The sequence below is a fragment of the Actinosynnema sp. ALI-1.44 genome (assembly GCF_001984155.1).
Taxonomy (GTDB): Bacteria; Actinomycetota; Actinomycetes; order Mycobacteriales; family Pseudonocardiaceae; genus Kibdelosporangium.
Genome location: NZ_MTQO01000033.1, coordinates 17618 through 34706, shown reverse-complemented (window position 1 = coordinate 34706; position 17089 = coordinate 17618). Strand labels below are relative to the sequence as shown.

Annotated in this window: 16 protein-coding genes and 1 pseudogene; 6 read left to right on the top strand and 11 right to left on the bottom strand. The window is 65.7% G+C overall.

Annotation, left to right across the window (positions count from 1 at the left end; all coding sequences use genetic code 11):
* Positions 1–37 precede the first annotated feature (37 nt).
* Entirely contained in the window at positions 38–409 is a 372-nt protein-coding gene (locus ALI144C_RS06925; protein WP_076986177.1) for a MerR family transcriptional regulator, read from the top strand.
* Between the two features lie 1003 nt (positions 410–1412).
* Here the strand turns inward: ALI144C_RS06925 and ALI144C_RS06920 are convergent.
* From ALI144C_RS06920 to ALI144C_RS06900, 6 genes and pseudogenes are all read right to left on the bottom strand, one after another.
* Entirely contained in the window at positions 1413–3401 is a 1989-nt protein-coding gene (locus tag ALI144C_RS06920; RefSeq protein WP_237774020.1) for a hypothetical protein, read from the bottom strand.
* A 147-nt stretch (positions 3402–3548) separates the two neighbouring features.
* Positions 3549–3971, bottom strand: a pseudogene (locus ALI144C_RS58930) (TniQ family protein); the annotation flags it as partial.
* Complete coding sequence (locus ALI144C_RS06915; protein ID WP_202818874.1) at positions 3968–4558, bottom strand: hypothetical protein; 591 nt, start codon at positions 4556–4558, stop codon at positions 3968–3970. The gene ALI144C_RS06915 and the pseudogene ALI144C_RS58930, both read right to left, overlap by 4 nt.
* A 28-nt stretch (positions 4559–4586) precedes the next feature.
* The gene (locus ALI144C_RS06910) at positions 4587–5381 is read right to left on the bottom strand and encodes a tyrosine-protein phosphatase (protein ID WP_168211192.1); all 795 of its coding nucleotides are present in this window, start codon (positions 5379–5381) and stop codon (positions 4587–4589) included.
* Positions 5378–6052: a DapH/DapD/GlmU-related protein gene (locus ALI144C_RS06905; protein WP_076986176.1), complete on the bottom strand. Its 675-nt coding sequence runs from the start codon at positions 6050–6052 to the stop codon at positions 5378–5380. The genes ALI144C_RS06910 and ALI144C_RS06905 overlap by 4 nt, the downstream gene beginning before the upstream one ends.
* On the bottom strand, positions 6049–6834 hold the full coding sequence (locus ALI144C_RS06900; RefSeq protein WP_076986175.1) for an alpha/beta hydrolase: 786 nt from the start codon (positions 6832–6834) through the stop codon (positions 6049–6051). The genes ALI144C_RS06905 and ALI144C_RS06900 overlap by 4 nt, the downstream gene beginning before the upstream one ends.
* Before the next feature lie 179 nt (positions 6835–7013).
* Here ALI144C_RS06900 and ALI144C_RS06895 point away from each other — a divergent pair, with 179 nt between their 5' ends.
* From ALI144C_RS06895 to ALI144C_RS54145, 3 genes are all read left to right on the top strand, one after another.
* Positions 7014–7307: a DUF397 domain-containing protein gene (locus tag ALI144C_RS06895; RefSeq protein ID WP_076986174.1), complete on the top strand. Its 294-nt coding sequence runs from the start codon at positions 7014–7016 to the stop codon at positions 7305–7307.
* A 202-nt stretch (positions 7308–7509) separates the two neighbouring features.
* On the top strand, positions 7510–8316 hold the full coding sequence (locus ALI144C_RS06890) for an SAM-dependent methyltransferase (RefSeq protein ID WP_076986173.1): 807 nt from the start codon (positions 7510–7512) through the stop codon (positions 8314–8316).
* Positions 8317–8646: 330 nt separating this feature from the next.
* Positions 8647–9243, top strand: coding sequence for a hypothetical protein (locus ALI144C_RS54145; RefSeq protein WP_143230467.1), 597 nt, complete (start codon positions 8647–8649; stop codon positions 9241–9243).
* Here ALI144C_RS54145 and ALI144C_RS06885 read toward each other — a convergent pair.
* Positions 9203–9400 (bottom strand): ferritin-like domain-containing protein, encoded by a 198-nt coding sequence (locus tag ALI144C_RS06885; RefSeq protein ID WP_076986172.1) that lies wholly within the window; start codon positions 9398–9400, stop codon positions 9203–9205. The genes ALI144C_RS54145 and ALI144C_RS06885 overlap by 41 nt on opposite strands.
* A 382-nt stretch (positions 9401–9782) precedes the next feature.
* On the opposite strand from ALI144C_RS06885, the gene ALI144C_RS06880 reads away from it, so the two are divergent.
* Positions 9783–10757 carry a hypothetical protein gene (locus ALI144C_RS06880; protein ID WP_076986171.1) on the top strand — a complete coding sequence of 325 codons (975 nt, stop codon included), beginning with the start codon at positions 9783–9785 and terminating at the stop codon, positions 10755–10757.
* A 306-nt stretch (positions 10758–11063) separates the two neighbouring features.
* Here ALI144C_RS06880 and ALI144C_RS06875 read toward each other — a convergent pair whose 3' ends face one another.
* The 4 genes from ALI144C_RS06875 to ALI144C_RS57275 form a co-directional block, all read right to left on the bottom strand.
* Entirely contained in the window at positions 11064–11252 is a 189-nt protein-coding gene (locus ALI144C_RS06875) for a hypothetical protein (RefSeq protein ID WP_076986170.1), read from the bottom strand.
* A gap of 708 nt (positions 11253–11960) precedes the next feature.
* Positions 11961–12158 (bottom strand): hypothetical protein, encoded by a 198-nt coding sequence (locus ALI144C_RS06870; RefSeq protein ID WP_076986169.1) that lies wholly within the window; start codon positions 12156–12158, stop codon positions 11961–11963.
* A 100-nt stretch (positions 12159–12258) separates the two neighbouring features.
* A complete protein-coding gene (locus tag ALI144C_RS06865; RefSeq protein ID WP_083752793.1) occupies positions 12259–15510 on the bottom strand; it encodes an Ig-like domain-containing protein in 3252 nt (1083 codons plus the stop codon).
* Between the two features lie 108 nt (positions 15511–15618).
* Positions 15619–16203 carry a DUF1048 domain-containing protein gene (locus tag ALI144C_RS57275; protein WP_237774019.1) on the bottom strand — a complete coding sequence of 195 codons (585 nt, stop codon included), beginning with the start codon at positions 16201–16203 and terminating at the stop codon, positions 15619–15621.
* A gap of 210 nt (positions 16204–16413) precedes the next feature.
* On the opposite strand from ALI144C_RS57275, the gene ALI144C_RS06855 reads away from it, so the two are divergent.
* Positions 16414–16905, top strand: a complete 492-nt coding sequence (locus ALI144C_RS06855) for an NUDIX hydrolase (RefSeq protein ID WP_076986291.1) — start codon at positions 16414–16416, stop codon at positions 16903–16905.
* Positions 16906–17089: the final 184 nt, after the last annotated feature.

The following is a 17089-nucleotide window of genomic DNA, read 5'->3' as shown; positions in this document are numbered from 1 at the left end:
TCACAGAACGCCAGCCACAGAGGGCGAGGATAGGGATATGCGGATCGGTGAGCTGTCGACGCGCACGCAGACTCCGATGAGGTTGCTGCGCTACTACGAGGAGCAGGAACTGATCGAGTCAAATCGACTGCCCAACGGATACCGGGACTATGAGGAGTACGTCGTTGACCGGGTTCTCCAGGTACGAGGCCTGCTCGACGTAGGGCTGCCCACACGGATCATCAAGCAGATCCTGCCCTGCCTGAACACCCCCCGCACGATCCACATGCCCTACGTCACGCCAGACATGGTCGCAACGCTCGAACGCGAACGCGATCGTATGGCCGAAAAAATCGAATGCCTCACCAAGAACCACCAAGCCATCACCGACTACCTCGACGCCGTACGCCGCAATATCCGAGCCTCCTAACCGATGTCGGGTCTGCTGAGCCTCGGAGCTGTTCGTGGAGGAGAACTTCGGTCCTCAGGAAGACTGAGGTGGTCGGCGAGTCAGTCGTCGAGGACGGCACCGGTGGCCGAGGTCGGACTTCGGTGCATCATCAGCGGCTCCACGAGCCCGGTTGCACCGCGCTGCCTTCAATTGCCTGCGGGTCCCGGCCGCAGGTCTGTCACGGCCCCGTTCACCACGCCACACGGCCACGCCCCGCCACAATCGGCGCATACGTTGGGTTCCCCCTCAGTAGGGCTGTGCTTGGTCAGCAAACGGTGCACCGTCGTCCAGTGCACGCGCTCATCGACACTGGCAAGCCGGTCGGTGCGGCCCTCAGCCGCCTTCGCCAAGGCCGACCGGTACATGTTCAGGTCGTTTCGCTCGTCTCTCACCCGGACATTGTCGCGTCGCAGTGTCACCGGCACGCCGATGTCCTATCTCATCGATCGAGTCGGGGGCGGCCACGCCTGACGTGCGGGATGACATTCCGTAAAGACACAACGGATGGGTGTCCGAGCCGACAATGATCATGCGCGGATGAGGAGCCCGCAATAGTCTCGATGATCAGTGCGCGGTGCGCCGCCCCTGACCAGGGAGACGACAAAGTGTGTTGAGACAGGCATGCCTTCGTACGGCGCGTATCGGCGGTGCTCGCCGGGCGGTTGAGAATCCGCCGCTGTGGTGAGACGACATGTCACACCGGTGAGACTCTGCAACTTCCGCTGAGAACGGCCAGCGGGAACCACCACATCTCATTCATATGGCGGATCCGCCAGTGGCCCGCCACCGCTGCTGAGAATCCGCCATCAAATTTGAGACCCTACACTTCTTGTAGGGTCTCATCGCTCGCGACATGTTGATCTTGGATGACCAGGGTGTTCGTCGTTGTCTCAACGCCGTCACCGGATCCAGTCTCACCGAGACGGCATTTCCTCGTGGTCACATTCCCGCAGCGCTGTGATGATCTCTCGTCCGAGGGGCGTCAGCCGCATGGGCTGGTTTCGTTCGGCGCGTGCGAGGAGTTGTCCGCCGAGGTCGTGTTCGAGGCGGTTGATCTGTCGGAGCAATGTGGACAGTCGAAGCCATGTGCGGCGGCCGCGATGGTGAGCGTCGGATGGCCGACCGTGGCAGCGAACTTGTTTAGCCGGGTCCAGGCTCCTGTCCCGGTGAGTGCTGGTCGAAGAGCTTTCGGTGCTGTGGCCGCCTGGTCGAGCGTGCGGCGGACTTCGTTGTGGCTTCCTCCGCCGCGTGGGCGGAGCGGAATGTCGTGTTTTCCTGCCCAGCGCCGCATGTTCGCTGGGCTCATTCCTTTTTCCCGGGCGAGGTCGGCGAGGGTGCGGCGCTGGGTGACGTATTGGTCGTAGAGCCAGTCGCGATCGATGACGGCTCCTGAACCTGGCAGTGGGACTTCACGGCGTTTGATGTCGTAGTCGTCGAGCAGGCGTCCGATGGTATTTTTGGTGACGCCGAATCGGCTGCCGATCTCTCGCAGTGTCAGCTGCTGATCGTGGTAGAGGTCGTTGAGGCGTTGCGGGGGGAGCTTCTCGCGAAGGTCGACGCGGATCAGGCCCTTGGCTCGTGCTTGGGACTTCGTGACCGGTCGCGGCGGTGCGGGATGTTGTTCGAGCAGGTGACGAACAATGTCGAGGGAGGTGCCGAGCTGGTGCGCTGCGGTGGTGAGCGCGCTGTCATCCTCGCGGATGAGTCGGTGCAGCGTGGGGATGTCGACGTGTTCGGGATCGTCTCCGGGAAGGCGGAGACCGTCGAGCAGCCCGAGGGGCGGCTGCCATTCGACTGGTTCGTCGTGGATGCCCTGCTGTGCCAGGAATTTCTGGGCCGCGTCGTTCAGGCGCAGGGCGAGGTTGGGCGTGATCGGCGAGGCGAATTCGAGCAGGCAGTCGCGTTTGTAGGGCGTGTCAATGGCAAACGAGGCGGGCGCCAGGTCGGCGGGCATCATGCTGATCTTCTCGAAGAGCAGGCATCGTGCGAGGTCCAGGCGGCGGCGTTGTCCCGGCGGAAAGCGGCTCTGGAGGCAGATGTGGTGCCACTGGCCCTCGGGAAGCAGGGCGGCGTAGTCGAGGTTGCGGCGCCGGTCGTAATCGATGGGGATGGTGTGATCGTCGAGGTAGTCGGCGAGCCGTGTCAGTGCCGCGAGGACGTCGGACCAGTGCGGATCCGTATGCAGGGCGCCGAAAACACGGGAGGGATCGTGAGTATCGGCGATGCGCAGGATCGTGGCCGTGTCGGGCAGGTTGTGCCGCGTGCCTGGCAGCAGAAGCGCCGCGGACAAGGCGAGCCGCAAAGTGTGGAGATAGAAGCGCTTCTCCGGACGTAACCGCAGCGCCCATGAGGTCCAGAGCATGGTCGGGACGTGACGCCGTCGCGCGGACGCGGTGTTCGCGGGGACCTGGTGATGGGGTTTCGTGGCGCCGGATCGATAGCGAAGCTGGTCGCTGGGGCTGAGGAACGGACCGAGCGCGGAGACTTGGATGGCTTTCAGCGTGACGCTGGTTCCTTGGCCCCATTTGTCCACGTTCGAGACCCGGACGCTGTGACCGCGTCGCCGCGCTGTTCCGATCGCCCGGCGCATGCCGTGTCCCGCGTCGCGGATGGTGCCCGTGTTGAGGATCGAGATCGCGGCCGTGGCACCGACCGCGGCGACAACGGCGTGGCGCGGAGCCATGAATCCGTGCCGTGTGCCGACTCGCGAGGAAGGATGACCGCTGCTGGGCTGCGCCAGGGCGCGGGTGCAGGCGGCCAGCAGATCGTCCGGCATGGTGGTCACGTCGTCCAGATGGGCATACCGGAGAAAACGGCTCGCGAGAGCACGCAGGTCGGCGAGCGCGGTGATCGCCGGTGTGGGTTCGTCGGCATAGACGCCGAACCTCGCTGTCCCCGTCTCGATGGCCTCGTCGACAAGACGTTGAGCGGTGAGCACAGGATCGTCGCGTTGGAACCGGAGCGGGCGCATGGTGGTCAGGTCGTGTCCGCAGCGGTCCGGGGACCGGCCGTGCTTGTCGTCACCGACGGGGTGGACGCATCGGCCCGGTGTCAGAACCTCGGTGAGGCGCCGGGGAAGACGCCCGCATGCGGGACAGACGTCCGCGAGCAGTCGCTGATGGGTCGTGCAGGCGAACGACCAGCCCAGTCGCCACCTCAGCAGCCAGCGGCCGCCGGTGTCGGCCAGGCAGTCGGGGCAGTAGCGCGACCCGGAGTTGCGCCCCCAGAGCTGGGTTCGCCGGACCCGCCGGGCGGCCGGGTCGATCAGCAGAGCGGCGCCGTCGAACCTGGTCAGCGTCATCGTCTCGATGAGCAGCTGATCGACGCCGGTCGCGGTGGAGATCGTGGCGATTTCCGCCGGCCGGAGCAGGACCGTCCAGTCAGCCGGTGCGTCGTCGTTGTCCCGGTGGCGCAGGCCAAGGTCGGGCAGGAGCGATCCCAGCGGGGTATGCAGCCGGTAAACGAGGGCGGCGAACCAGGAGTCCAGGGCCTCGCCCGGGATCGGGTGGAGGCGGATCGGCAAGGTGTCCGGCCGGTTCATCCGCTGCGGCGCCGGGTCTTCGGCGCGGTGCGGGTGGTGATCCGGCGGGCGCCGAAGGCGTTCTCCAGCTCGCTGCGGGCGGTCTCCGCGGCGGCGTCGTTCTTCACCCCGTCGAGCAGGTCCTGGTTGAGGTGCTCGGTTCCGGTCCGGACGGCTCGCTGGCAGCCGCGGTTGATCAGTGTCATCAGCGAGCCGATGTGGCCGGTGCTGCGGGCGAACAGATAGTCCGACAAGTCGTCGGCGAGCATGCCGGGATATTTCCCGGCCAGCACCAGGCGCTGCTCGATCGCCAGCAGCATCTGCCGCCACTCGCGCCGCCCAGTGCCGGTGTCGACGGTGAACGGGCGCATGTCCAGGCGGGTGGTGCGGCGCCCGGTCTGGGCCAGGACCGCGTTGGTGTAGGTGTCGCCCTCACGGAACAGGCCGCGCTCGGACAGACCGACCCCGACGAACACCAAGGTCACCGGGAACTCGTTCGCGATGTACTTGAAGTGGTTGCTGATCTCCACTCCGGACTTGGCCCGCCACCGGAGAAAGTGCAGGTCGTCCACGATCAGAATCCTGACCGCGCAGGACAGCAGTGACACGGAGGACTCCGACTTCGTCGAGCCGTAGCTAGACGTGAGCCTGCACGCTCGAATTCTGTGACCACACGACAAGCCGCTCTCGAAGGGCTTCCAGCTGTCGTTCGACGAGGCCCCCACGGCGCAGATAAGGCTCGACGCCGCCGCACTCGTCGCGCAGGTAGGTCAGTGTTGAAGCCATCGTGTCTGCACGGGCACTGTGGAGTTCACGAACGAGCTCCAGCAGCTCCGCATCCTCGATATCGGCTCGCTTTGCTGTGTAGTAGGCGCCGAGTCGTGCGGCACTAACGGCGTAGTCGACCGCTATGGCATCGTCGGGAACGCCAACGGCTTTAAGGATCAACGCAATCACAAGTCCGGTGCGGTCCTTGCCGGCCTGGCAGTGCACTACCACCGAGCCCGGCGGTGCATCTGCCGCAGCTGCCACAGCTTGCGCGAACCGGTTGGGGTACAGGTCCAACTTGGACCTGTAGCGGTCGACCAAGCGGGCCTGTCGATTGGGAGGGTCACTCGGGAACGACAGCGGCACGTGGCAGTACATGTCGGCGGCAGCGAATGGGCTTGGCTCACGTTCGCATTGGGTGCTGGTACGCAAGTCGATGATCCGGCTGGGACGCAGCCGCCGAACAGCTTCGACGCCGTCGTCGGTGAGACGCGAGAGCCGGTCGGAACGGATCAGTGCTCGCCCGCGGACGCGGCCAGTCTCCGCGGTAGGCAAACCGCCCAGATCGCGAGCGTTCATACAGGCCGGCCAGTCTAGATCACGCAGCTCGGCTACTGCCTCGGATTTAGTGTCCTGCGTGAGGTTGGTAATGCCGTTCGTCACGGCAGGCGGGCCTTCGACAACGACTGCCAGTGCCCAATCAGGTTCTGCAGTCGGCGTCCCTTCCATTGCTCAGCCGGGGTCTGGACGTTGACGCCGGTCACTACGCATTCAGGTGGCACGTCCTTGGTTACTACTGCGCCCGCTGCGACATAGCTGCGCGGACCGATGTGGACTCCGCCCACAACCCGTGCTCCATAGCCGACCACCGAGTCGGCCTCGATCACCGGTGGTTCCTCATCAACGTCCCACCACCCTTCGTGAGGGCGGGTGTACTCGTGCACCAGCTCGCCCATCACAGTGGATCGATCGCCAATAGTCGTGCCGTCACAAATGAATCCCGCCACAGTCGCGTCAACGCCGATCGTGACTCGATCACATACGTATGCTCCATAGACGATGCGGGTTCGATCGCCGATCACGCTGTTGTACCCGATTCGCACGCGGTCCTCAATCACGCAATCCGCGCCGATCTGAGCCCCTTCGTAGATCACGACGTGGTTGGCCAGCAAGCACTTCGGTCCGACCGTGACCTGATCACCTATCAGGGAGGAACCAGGGTTCTGCTGCTCGGCTCGAAGGCGCGCCTCCTTGGGATAGCCCAAGACGCAGTGCTCACCCACAATGCTGCTGCTGTCGAGGTTCACGGATGCGTAGAGGGAGGTTATGTTCACGCCGACCTCCGGTCGTTGATCAGCCACCCCACCGTGACCGCGACGGCCTCGTCCTCTCGTTCCCGCGTGTCGAATCCGTGGTCTGAACCGCGGATCGTGTGGAACTCGGTATTCGGCTTGCCAGCAGCCGCGTGCTGTGCGATCTCGTACGAGATCGCGGTGTCCTGGTCACCGTGCACGACAAGTGCGGGGACCGTGCTCGCTGTCAGGTACTTCAGCGGCTCGTAGTGATGGAACTCCTCGAACAGGACTCTGCCAACCTCAAACTCGCCATCCAGCATCAGGAATCCCTGCGTGGCCAGCAGCTTCTGCTGTTCCACGTTGAAGTTTTCCTTACCCCACGGCAGTTCTGGGTTGACGAAGGTGCGCTGTAGGTCCAGCGCGGGGTTCCAGAGAGCGAGCCGATCGAGGCGGTCGCCGAGCCACGGAAGGGACAGCGAGGTGGATACCGCGCCGAAGCTCGATGCCACGATCGCCAACGGACCTGGGAACCGGTCAACCATGTACTCGACGGCGGCCTGCAGGTCGAGCATCTCGCCCGCGATCGTCATACCCCGTTGTGTTCCGTGGCTGTCGCCGTGTCCCCGGAACGAGAACCGCAACACGTTGAAGTCGGCTTCGGCCAACTGGTCAGCGAGACGAACGAACATCCCGCCTTCGGTCATGTTGGCGTTGATCCCGTGGGCCTGGACAACCACACCTCGGTGCCCATGCGCACGGGCAGGATGCCACACGGCGTCGAGCCGCATACCGTCGATAGACGTCAACTCCACCTGTTGCATTCCAGCTGCTCCTTGCCCCCAGACGTGACTGTCTGCGCTTGACCAGTGTGCCCGAGGTGATCGAGCGGCCCGAACAGACCAGGTGATTACTCTTCGCCATCGACTGCTACGTTCTGTGATCAATTTGGTGCGGTCATGGGCTCGTTCAGGTAGCCCGATCGGAGGAGCACGATGGACTCGTGGGAGACAGCGCGCCGATCTACGACGACAAGTCCGAGGTCCGGACAGAACTTGACCTGACGTCCGCCGAATGGCAGCGATACGGCGCCGGCCGTCGGCGCGATCGGCACGTCGAGGTTGCGTTCGTAGAGCACACCGACGGCGTCGTGTACACCGTGATGCGCAGCTCGGCGGATACAGCGGGTCCAGTGCTGGTCTTCACGCCGGCCGAATGGGACGCGTTCACTCGTGGAATCCTCGCCGGTGAGTTCGACCAGGAGAAGCGCTCAGCCCCCGATCCGAGCGCCGACTGAAGACGGCCTGCGTAAACGCCAGAAGGCCACCAGTGCCTGTTTATGTCTGCGAACGTGTCCAGGCCATGTCCACAAACTCGGCCTGCGGATGGGCTAGCTGATCTTGCTACGTCACAGCATGCTCGACCCGTGGAGCAATCCTCGATGAGCGGTTCGACGGCTTCAGGTCGTCCAAATGATGGAGCAGCGCGGAGCGGGCGCCATGAGCGATGATGGAACCTGGATTCCGGCTGGAGTGGACACCGAGCAGCCGAGCGCGGCCCGGATGTATGACTACTTCCTCGGTGGTGGACACAACTTCGCGGCAGATCGACAGCTGGCCGACAAAGTGCTGGAAGTCATCCCCGCCAAGGACATCGCCCGGATCAATCGATCATTTCTCCGCCGGGCCGTGCGCTCCCTCGTCAACGAGGCCGGCATCCGGCAGTTCCTCGACCTCGGCTCGGGAATCCCCACAGTGGGCAACGTGCACGAGGTCGCTCAGCACGAGAACCCTGACTGCACCGTCGTGTACGTCGACAACGACCCGGTGGCCGTGGCTCACGGCGAACTGATGCTTCAACAGAACGGGAACGCGGCGACCATCATGGCCGACCTATGTCAGCCAAGGACGATGCTCGGGCACGACGAGACCTTGCGACTGATCGACTTCCGCGAACCGACCGCGGTCCTCATGTGCGCCGCCCTGCACTTCGTGCGAGATGAGGAAGGCCCTGCGGACATCGTCGCCGCCTACCGCGATGCACTCTGTCCGGACAGCGCCTTGGTCATGTCTCACGCGACGGACGACGACTATCCGGAGGATCTCGCGCGGGCGGCTGAGCTGTACAAGGACACGAAGGACCCGGTCACAGCTCGCGCACGAGAGCAGATCATCGAGTTCTTCGCCGGCTTCGACCTCATGCCGCCTGGCGTCGTCCTCCTTCCACTGTGGCGCCCTGACTTCGGGGAAGGCGCCGATCCTCGCCGCTCGCTGTGTTACGGAGGCGTCGGCATCAAGACGATCTAGCCTGATCAGGCGACCGGTGTCCAGATTTTGTCCAGCTCATGGTCGACTTGTCCAGCAACACGGCAGGCTCCTGGGATAGCTGATCTTGCACTTGTGGCGCAGGCTGCACGTACCACGACAACTACAGCCCGGAAAGCCTCATGCCCCTCCTCCCTGCGCCAACCGCCACGTCGACTCCGCCCACGTTCGGCATTGAGATCCTCCGGCACACGACGGCGTCAACCCCGACAGCACCGCCGGACGTAGTCGGAGGCTGGCGGAGACGGGAAGTTAGCCCCCCGGCTTCCCGCCTCCGCCGGTCATCTATCCCGGACTGGGCTGGCTAGGCGCATGGGCAAGAAACTGCTGGAATCCGCGGACACGGAGGAACTGCTCTGGGAGTTCGCCAGGGACGGCTTCAGTCTGTACTTCTGCGGAGGTCGCAGCCAGCCGACCATGATCGTCGGAGCATACGAGTGGGACGACTACATCGACATCGTCAACATTCGTGGCGATAATCGTGTTACCGCGGCTCGTGTGCCCAGGCGTGGCGAGGTCGATATCTTCTCTCCTGAAACGATTGTTTGGTTCTATCAGGGAAATGTCGACCTAACGCTCAAGGCCATGCTGAGGCTCGTCCATCCGGAACATCCCGATGCGCCGAGCACTGAGCATCCACCTCCTAGTGATCTTCATGTACCTCGCGCCGAGCAACGCCCTATGACGATCCGTCGCGCGGACGCAACCAGGATCGCTGCCCGCGCGGCCAAACTCGCGGCCCAGATTCCCGAGCTTTCCGCCGAACCGGAGCCGCGGCGGACTCGCTGGTGGACATGGCTCGCCGGCCTCTTCCGAAGGATCGGCCGGCGCGGGCGCACAGCCAGAACGGAGCATGTTTCCGGCTCCGTCAGGTGTGGTAGGTGTTCTGGTCGCGCTTCGGGTCGATGATCGACCAGAGGCCGCAGGAGTAGGGCGGGATGGTGGCCAGCTCCAGAACCAGGGCGTGCTGGAGGGCTTGGCGCAACCACTCGACGTCGAGCTTGCTGTCCGGTGTGGCCATCAACCCGATGATCGCGGTGTCCTCGTTCGCAGCCACCGTTGTCATGATCGCTCCCGTTGGGTCCTCGCGGTTTCGACATGCCCGTCCGACCATGACAGCGCGCCCCGACCTCCGGAACAGCCGCCCCGGGACTTACCACCGATCGAGCGCGACGTGGACCTGACCGAGTGAAGTGCTGGACATCGGGGACCTGCCCGTGGTGCTCGCACCGCGCAGCGTCCACCACGATGCCTGCTTGTGCACTTGGTGTGGAGTCGGTGCCGCACCGGCACGCCGAGCAAGCACCGGCTGCCCCGGCGGTGGGAGCATCTCTGCGGTGTGGGGTTCTGTTCGCTGGGTCGGGTGATGCGGCGTCGTTTCCGCGGCGGTGGTGGTGCGGTCGGCCCATGCTGGATGGGGTGTACCCGCGCGGGGTGAAGGGGTCGACGTGAACAAGGCCGGTGTCGTGGTCATGGCCGTGCTGGCGGTGGCTGCTGTGGCGATTCCCCCGTCCGCGGTGGTGCGGATCGGGTTTGCCGTTCCACCGGGCTCGGCGGTTGCTGCGGCGGAGGTGGATCTGTCGTTTCGCATCGATTCGGCGACCGCGTCCAGTCAGGACTCGGTGGTGCAGCGGTTGCACGTCCGCAACGGTGACACCGCCTATGACGGTCGGCTGGCGGTGACCTACGTGACGGCGATGTACGTCAACATCGATCGCGCTCAGCCGCTGCCGGACGGCTGCGGCATGCGCCTGGCTGACACGGACCCCACGGTGCCGGAAGTGGTGACCTGCCGCCGTCAGGTGCGGCTGGAGCCGGAGCAGGAGGTGACGCTGGACATGCCGTTGACCGTCACCTCCGACGCCCGTTTCGCCGGCCGGACGCTCGGCCTGGCGATGGCCGCGCCGCCGGCTGATTCCGGCGTCGTGGACGCCAACCTCAGCGACAACTGGGAATACGGCCAGTTGCGGCTGCTGCCGCCCACACCACCAACACCCAGCGGCTCCCCGATGGACCTGTATCTGACCCACGACGTGCCTGCCCTGGCGAAGAACAAGCCCACGACGGCCGACTTCCACTACAGCCGCAAAGCGCCCGGCCGCGCCGCGGGCGGGGTGCGTTTCACGTTCGTCACGCCGTTCTACGTCAACCATCACGGGATCCTCCCGCCGGGCTGCGGGATGCGGCTGACCGACAGCGACCCGCTCGTGCCGGAGATCGTGACGTGCTCCCTGCCCCCGCTACCACCTGGAGCGACCCGGTCGTTGTCCATCCCGCTGACCCTGGTGCAGGACGCACCGCACGGTCAGGTCGGCGGCCTCGCGCTGGTCGCCCCGGCGGCCGACGGCCGGTTCGCCGGCGTGGAGACCTGGCAGATCGACAACTTCCTGCCCGTCACCACGGTCAACATCTCCGCCCCGTGACGACCCTGTCGACGTCCGGGGCAGCGTCGTCGCCGCGGGTGGATGTCGTGGTGGGCAACGGTGCGCTGGGTCTGTCGATCGCGGTGGAGGTGACCCGCCGTGCCCCTCAAGGGGCGGATCGCCGTGGTGGGTCCTCGCACTCGGCCCGCCGCGGCCTGCACCGCGGCCGGTGCGATGCTCAACTGCTTCGGTGAGGTCACCGCCGGCACGGCGCGGCATCCGGCGGCGCGAGCCAAGTTCTCGATCGCGCGTGACGCCCTGGACCGGTGGCCCCCGTGGCTGGAGGTACTCGCCGACATCACTGGCTCACCCGGCGAGGTCCTCCGCGCCACTGCGGGCACGACGGTGGTGCTCAGTGGCCGATCGGGCCGGGTCGCGGCGCAGAACTTCGAGGCGATGCGGGCCGCGTTGGTCGAGCACGGCGAGCCGCACGATGTACTCGACCCCTTCGACGTGGAGGGCTTGGCGCCCGAACTCGGCGCACGCCCCTTCCACGCGGTGCAACTGTGCCGCGAGGGCACACTCGACGCCCGAGCCCAGGTCGAGACGCTGGAGCCCCCCGCCGACTCCGGGTCACCCTCGTCGATGGCTGTGCCGGGGCACTGGCCGCTAGCGACCCTGACCCTGGATCGGCTACTCCGGCGGGCAGCAGCTGCTCGACCGCCAGCGCCAGGCGCTGCAGGACCGCGGCGCGGTACCGCCCGGTCGCCTCGGCCAGCCAGGAGATCAGCAGGCTCTCCACCAACGACCTGGAGGTACTTGTCGGGGCCAGCAAGGCGGCGCTCGCGCCGCCCGAGAGGATTCCGCCGTGCCGGCGGTTGATTATCTCCCCGGCGGGGCGCCGACGGCGCTGGCCGAGCGGTTCGAGCTCCCCGGATGGATGACACCGCGCGCTCCGACCTCGCTCCACCCATGGGATGCCACCGCAGCCCGCGGGCACACCGCTGAACTGCGATTTCCCTCAGGCGTGTGGCGGGACGGTCCCCCGATCGTGATCCGCGGCCTAAGGGCACGGGCACCCCGCCGAACTCGCGGCAGGCGCGACCCACCCCACTCCGCATAGCCGAAGCTGTCCGCACAGCGGTGTGGGTGGTTGACATTCCGCGCAGGGGCGTCTGTCGAACACCGTGTCCGGCTGGTCGGGATCGGCGTTGAACTGGTCGGCCGGTGTGCTGTACGTGCCGCTGCCCCGCGCCCACGCGGTCAGAACAGGGTGTCACGCACTCGCAGGGCCGGTACCCGGTCGGGCCGGGCACCGCGTTCCAGGTCGCTGACGTAGTGGAGGTCCAGCTCGGTGCGGACGAGCAGATCACAGCGAGGCGGCCAGAACGCCGAACAGCCCGCCAGCGCGAACGCCAGCGGGCTGTGCGCGTCGTCCCCCTTCCGCGACCGCGTCAACACCCCCGCAGCGCGAGCAGCACACCGACCGCACCTACTGGGTGCGCTGGACGTGCGCGGGCATTGGCGCAACCTGGTAGTTCGACGTTCCCGGTTCCGGCGTTCAGCGGGGGAAGGTCCAGAAAACCGCTTCGCCGGGCTCCAGGGTCAGTGATTCCGCCGCGTTGGCGGGGATCGTCTCGCTGATGACCTTGGAGTCGCCGACCAATCGGGTCCGGGTGATGGGTTTGCCGGTCTGGTACTGGGTCAGGCTGGGGTTGACCTGTTGGGGGACTTCGGAGATGTTCACCGCGATCAGCGCGTTGCCGGTGGGGCCGCGTTTGGCGCCTGTGCGGACGGAGTCGCCCAGGTCGATCGCGTTGGCCTGCGGTTGCAACAGATACGGCTCCAGTCCGGCGACCACGTTGAACGCGTCGGACATCGCTCGCCAGCGCGCCGCTCCGACTCCGTTCGGCGCGGCACCGGTTTCCAGGTCGGGTGTGCCGACGGCCGCGGTGGCGCGGTGGTCTTTCCAAAATGTGGAGTCGAATTCATAGGCTCGTACGCCAGACATGCCGCGGATCGCGGCGTACGCGATTCCCGCAGCCACTGACGCCGGGCGCACGCCTGAGCGCTGCAACAAGTCCTGACCGGCGGTGTAGTGGTTGCCCGGGCCGCGTTTGGTGTAGAACGCGCCGCCTGTGCCGACAAGCAGGATGCTGGGGGTGTTGCGCAGGAAGGCGTCGCGTCGGCCGATGGTCCCGACGTCGATACCTTGGATGTACTCATAGGTCGATATGCCCGACGGGTAGGTCGTACGCGTTGTCGGTATGTCGTGATAGATCCCGTTGTAGTCGGAGAAGGCCGGGTTGCCGGTCCAGTTCCGCACGGCGTCCACCTTGGCGATTCCCGTTACTGACCACGTGATCCGCGGGCGGGTCTTGGCGGGTCCCATGATCTTCATCAGGTCCGCGAACGCGCCGTCCGCAACCGGGGGCTTGGACGTCTCCCATCGTTTGTCAGTCGGTGTTGGTGTATCGCCCCACCAGCCGGTGACCTCGTCGACCATGTCGATGCCGATCGTCCGCCCGGTCGTCGCAGCCCAGTTCACGGCGTATTGGATCTTCGCCTGGGAGGTCGGTTGCGCGCACTTCGGGCCCGAGCACACGCTGTCGGCCATCGCCGCCTTGGTCTGCGCGATATCGTCCCCGGTCAGATACAGGCTCATGTTGTTGTCGGACGCTACTTCGCTGATTTTGTCGTGGAACTTTCGCATGCTCTGCGCCCACAGGTCGAAATCCCGCACCCCGCCGTTGTGGAGCGGGTTTTGGTAGAAGCCGGTGGTCATCGTGTTGACACCGGCCTGCTGCGCCAGCTTGCCGAGGCCAGGGTTGCGCGGACTGGTGATCTCCGCGGCGTCGAGTCGGAACATGGTCCGCATGAACGTCGAGCCCGGCTGATACTCGGTGACGATCTTCCCGTTCTTGGTGAAATGTGGGGCATCGTGGCGATCGCGCACGGTCACCTGGGTGACCGTGCTGAGGCCGTTGTGGGTCGCGGTGACGTCAGCGAAACCTGGCTTGTGCGCGGTGATGAGACCAGACGGTGACACCGAGGCGACTGCCGGGTCGGAACTGCTGAACGACGCGCTGACGTCGGTGGACGCGCCGTCGGTGTAGACCTGGGACGCTTGCAGCTGCTGTGTTTCCTGCGGGATGAGGAAAACGTCCTTGTACTGCGACCGCAGATCCATCAGGGTGTGGCCGTTGTCGACGTTGACCGTGACTTGGGCGGCGCCGAGCGCTCGGAAAGGTTTGAGTTCGGAGTCTTCGAGTTCCAGCACGAAGAACAACTCGTGCTTGCCGTTGCGCAGCTTGGTTGTGTCGAGCAGGTAGGTGAACTCGTTCCCGCCCGCGAACACCTGCGTCAGGTACTTGCCGTCCACATAGAAGTGCCAGATGTGGTTCTGCCCTTGCCCGATGGTGTGATCGGTGCGCACCGTCCACGGGACCTTGTCCCCGCTCAGTGTCGTGGCCGGATCCGGCGACACCAGCGTGACGTCGGACATGCCGATCCCCGGTGTCTCGTTCGCGATCTTGAACGGGACAGCCGCGGTACGGCCGGTGACCTGGCCGGACGAGTCCCGCATGACCGCCTCGACGGTGACGGTTCCGTTGTACCAGTTGGCGGTTTGCCAGCGCAGATCGTGCACCGGGCCGGGCCGGGGCGGGATCAGCTCACCGTCGGCGTACATCGGCTTGCCGTTGAGCAGATACTCGACAGTGCCCGTCGCGCCGGACACCCGCAACACGGTGGGCCCACCGATGGTCGCGCCGGGTGCGGGCGACGTGATCCGGAACGCACCACCGGGCTGCACGATCGAGTCCACCGCGATGTCGTCGAGGAACACCTCCGGCGCGTCCCCCTGCCAGCCCCGCATCAGCCCGAAACCAGGGCTGAACAACACCGGACCGGTGTTGCGCGGATCGCGCATGGTGCCTGGCCGGAAGTCCACGTCGACCGCGGAGCCGACCTGGTCGCCGTTCAGGAAGTACCTGAACCTCGCCCGCCCGGTGTCGTCAGACGGGTCGGGCAGCGTCCCACCGTTCGTGGTGATGTCGGCGCGCACCTGCAGCAACGCCCACTGGTCGAGCACGCCGGACAGGTTGACTTGGTGCGCGCCCAGGCCGCCGACGTCCGTGAGGCCCCACTGGCTACCGCCACCCTCGCGGGCCAGATAAGGCTGCGGTCTGATCCCGTACAGGGACGTCCCGGCGTGCGAGGGGGTGTAGACCTGTGCGGAGACAAGCAGGTTCCTGGTCGTCACCTGGTTGGTCTGCACCGGGATGGCCAGCAGCCGCGAATCCTCAGCCCGCACATCGGTGCCGGTCTCCGCGGGCCCGGCCGTGCCGCTGGCCGGCGTCCCGGTCACGGGTGGGCTGTCCGAGCCGACCGGTGGTGCTCCACCGTTGCGAAACCTGCTGTGCCCCAACCATAACGCGCTGCCGTCGAACGAGTCACCCATCGCGGGCGCCTTGCTGGCGACAACGTGGGTGATCTGTTCCGGGCGCTGGGCGTCCTGGTTCTTCACTGCGATGTCATACGCGCCTGCCCGCTGGGAATTCGCGCCGTCGAAGAAGCGGAGGCTGCGGCCTGGCGGAGACGCGAACGCTCCGTGCGGGACCATCCCGCTGCCTGCCAGCGCGTCCGTTCCGTTACCGGGAAAACCGAAGCCCAGCGTGAAGTGGTTGACGCCCAACTGTTCCCCTGCGGACAGTGGGCCCGTGGGAGCCGCGTCGGCGCCCGTTCCATGTACACCGGACAGTGTCGTAGCCACAACCGTTGCCAGGCACAGCGTCCGTAATCCACGGCGCATTTTCCGCCTCCCTGCTCGGATCGACCCCCAGCACTACGGGCCAGGCTATCGACGACAGCGGGGAATGTGCCTCCACGTAGACTGTTCGTGCACAAAAGGGCAGGCCACCTACTTCCCGGCCGCACCCGGTCGCCCGCTGATCGACTCCTGGCAGACGTCCACGTGGGCGCGCGAGTCCTTGATCAGGTCATCGCAGAAGGCAGCGACGTCGTCATCGAGGAGTTCCAGGACTCCCCTTGCCGGGCCGCGACCCCTTTCCTCGAAGAAGTCGACGAGCCCGGGGAGCAACTGCCCGTCAAGGAGGTCGACCGGTCCGACCTTGAACAGGTACTTCTGCATCTCCTGGTAGACGATCTGGTCGTCCGGCGGGAGCGCCTTCACTCGCGCCATGTGCGCCCGCCACTGCCTCGTGCCCGCGATGATGCCCTGAATGCCCATGTCAGCCTGCCAGTGGCTGTTGACCTCGAGTGAGCGGCGCGAGTGAGCAGCGTGACCGGTCGGATCCCGCAGCGGCCTAGGGTGCAGAGAGGGCCCCTCGACGGGGAAAACAGTGGACTGCGACAGGCGCGGCACGAGCGGCTTCTTCTCCAGCTGGCAACTGGCGTGACCCATCAGCCGCTGAATCTCATCCAGCGCGGCCCCGGCGTCGGCGAGATTGCTCGCGAACGAGTGGCTTGTGTCCGCAGAGGACATGTGCGGATGAGTCCGTGTGGTTATTGAGCGGACCGTATGTATGTGCGGCGTTCGTGCCGTGGCCAGCGCGGAGTGTTGTATTCCACGTGCTTAAAGGTGATGTAGCTCACTGGGCTTCGTGGTTGCGATGCTTGTCGCCGGCCATGGGTGAGATGGCCAATCTGGCGAGGACGTCACCCCTTCGTGCTCGGCTCTGGGATCGTATGCGGCGTGGGCGAACTGGTGGAACGGGTCGACGAGCAGGATCGTGTTCTGGGGGTGGTGGAGCGAGATGAGGCTATCCGCCATGGTTGGCTGCACCGCATCGCGACGACGGTCTGCCGTGATCAGCATCGGCGGGTCTTGGTGTATCGGCGGGTTGAGGGGTTGTCTCGATTCCCCGGCAAGTACGACGTGATGTTCGGTGGGGCTGTCGGCGTCGAGGAGTCCTATGGGGTGGCTGCGGCGCGGGAACTGCGTGAGGAGCTGGGTGTTGATGCGCCGGTGCGGCTGGTGTGCAAGTTCCTGTGCCGTGGTGTGATCAGCCCGTATTGGCTTGGTGTGCACGAGGCTGTCGTTAGCGGCGAGATTGCGCCTGATCCTCAGGAGATCGCCTGGCACGGGTGGCTGACCGAACCTGAGTTGCGGGACGCCGTGCAAAAGTGGCACTTCGTCCCGGACGGGCAGGAGGCGTTCAGGCACTATCTCTCCTCGTGCGCGTAAACCGGGGTGGCGCGTGTCGCTCGTGACTGACCATCGGTGTTCCCTTGTGGCTGATAGCCCCGTGCCACCGGAACCGGTCACCAGCCGGTGGACGTGGGCCGTGTCATCGACATGTCGGCGGAGGCGGGTGATCTCGTCGTGTTGGGCGGCGAGTTGGGCGAGTGCGTGGGTTCGGAAGTCGGTA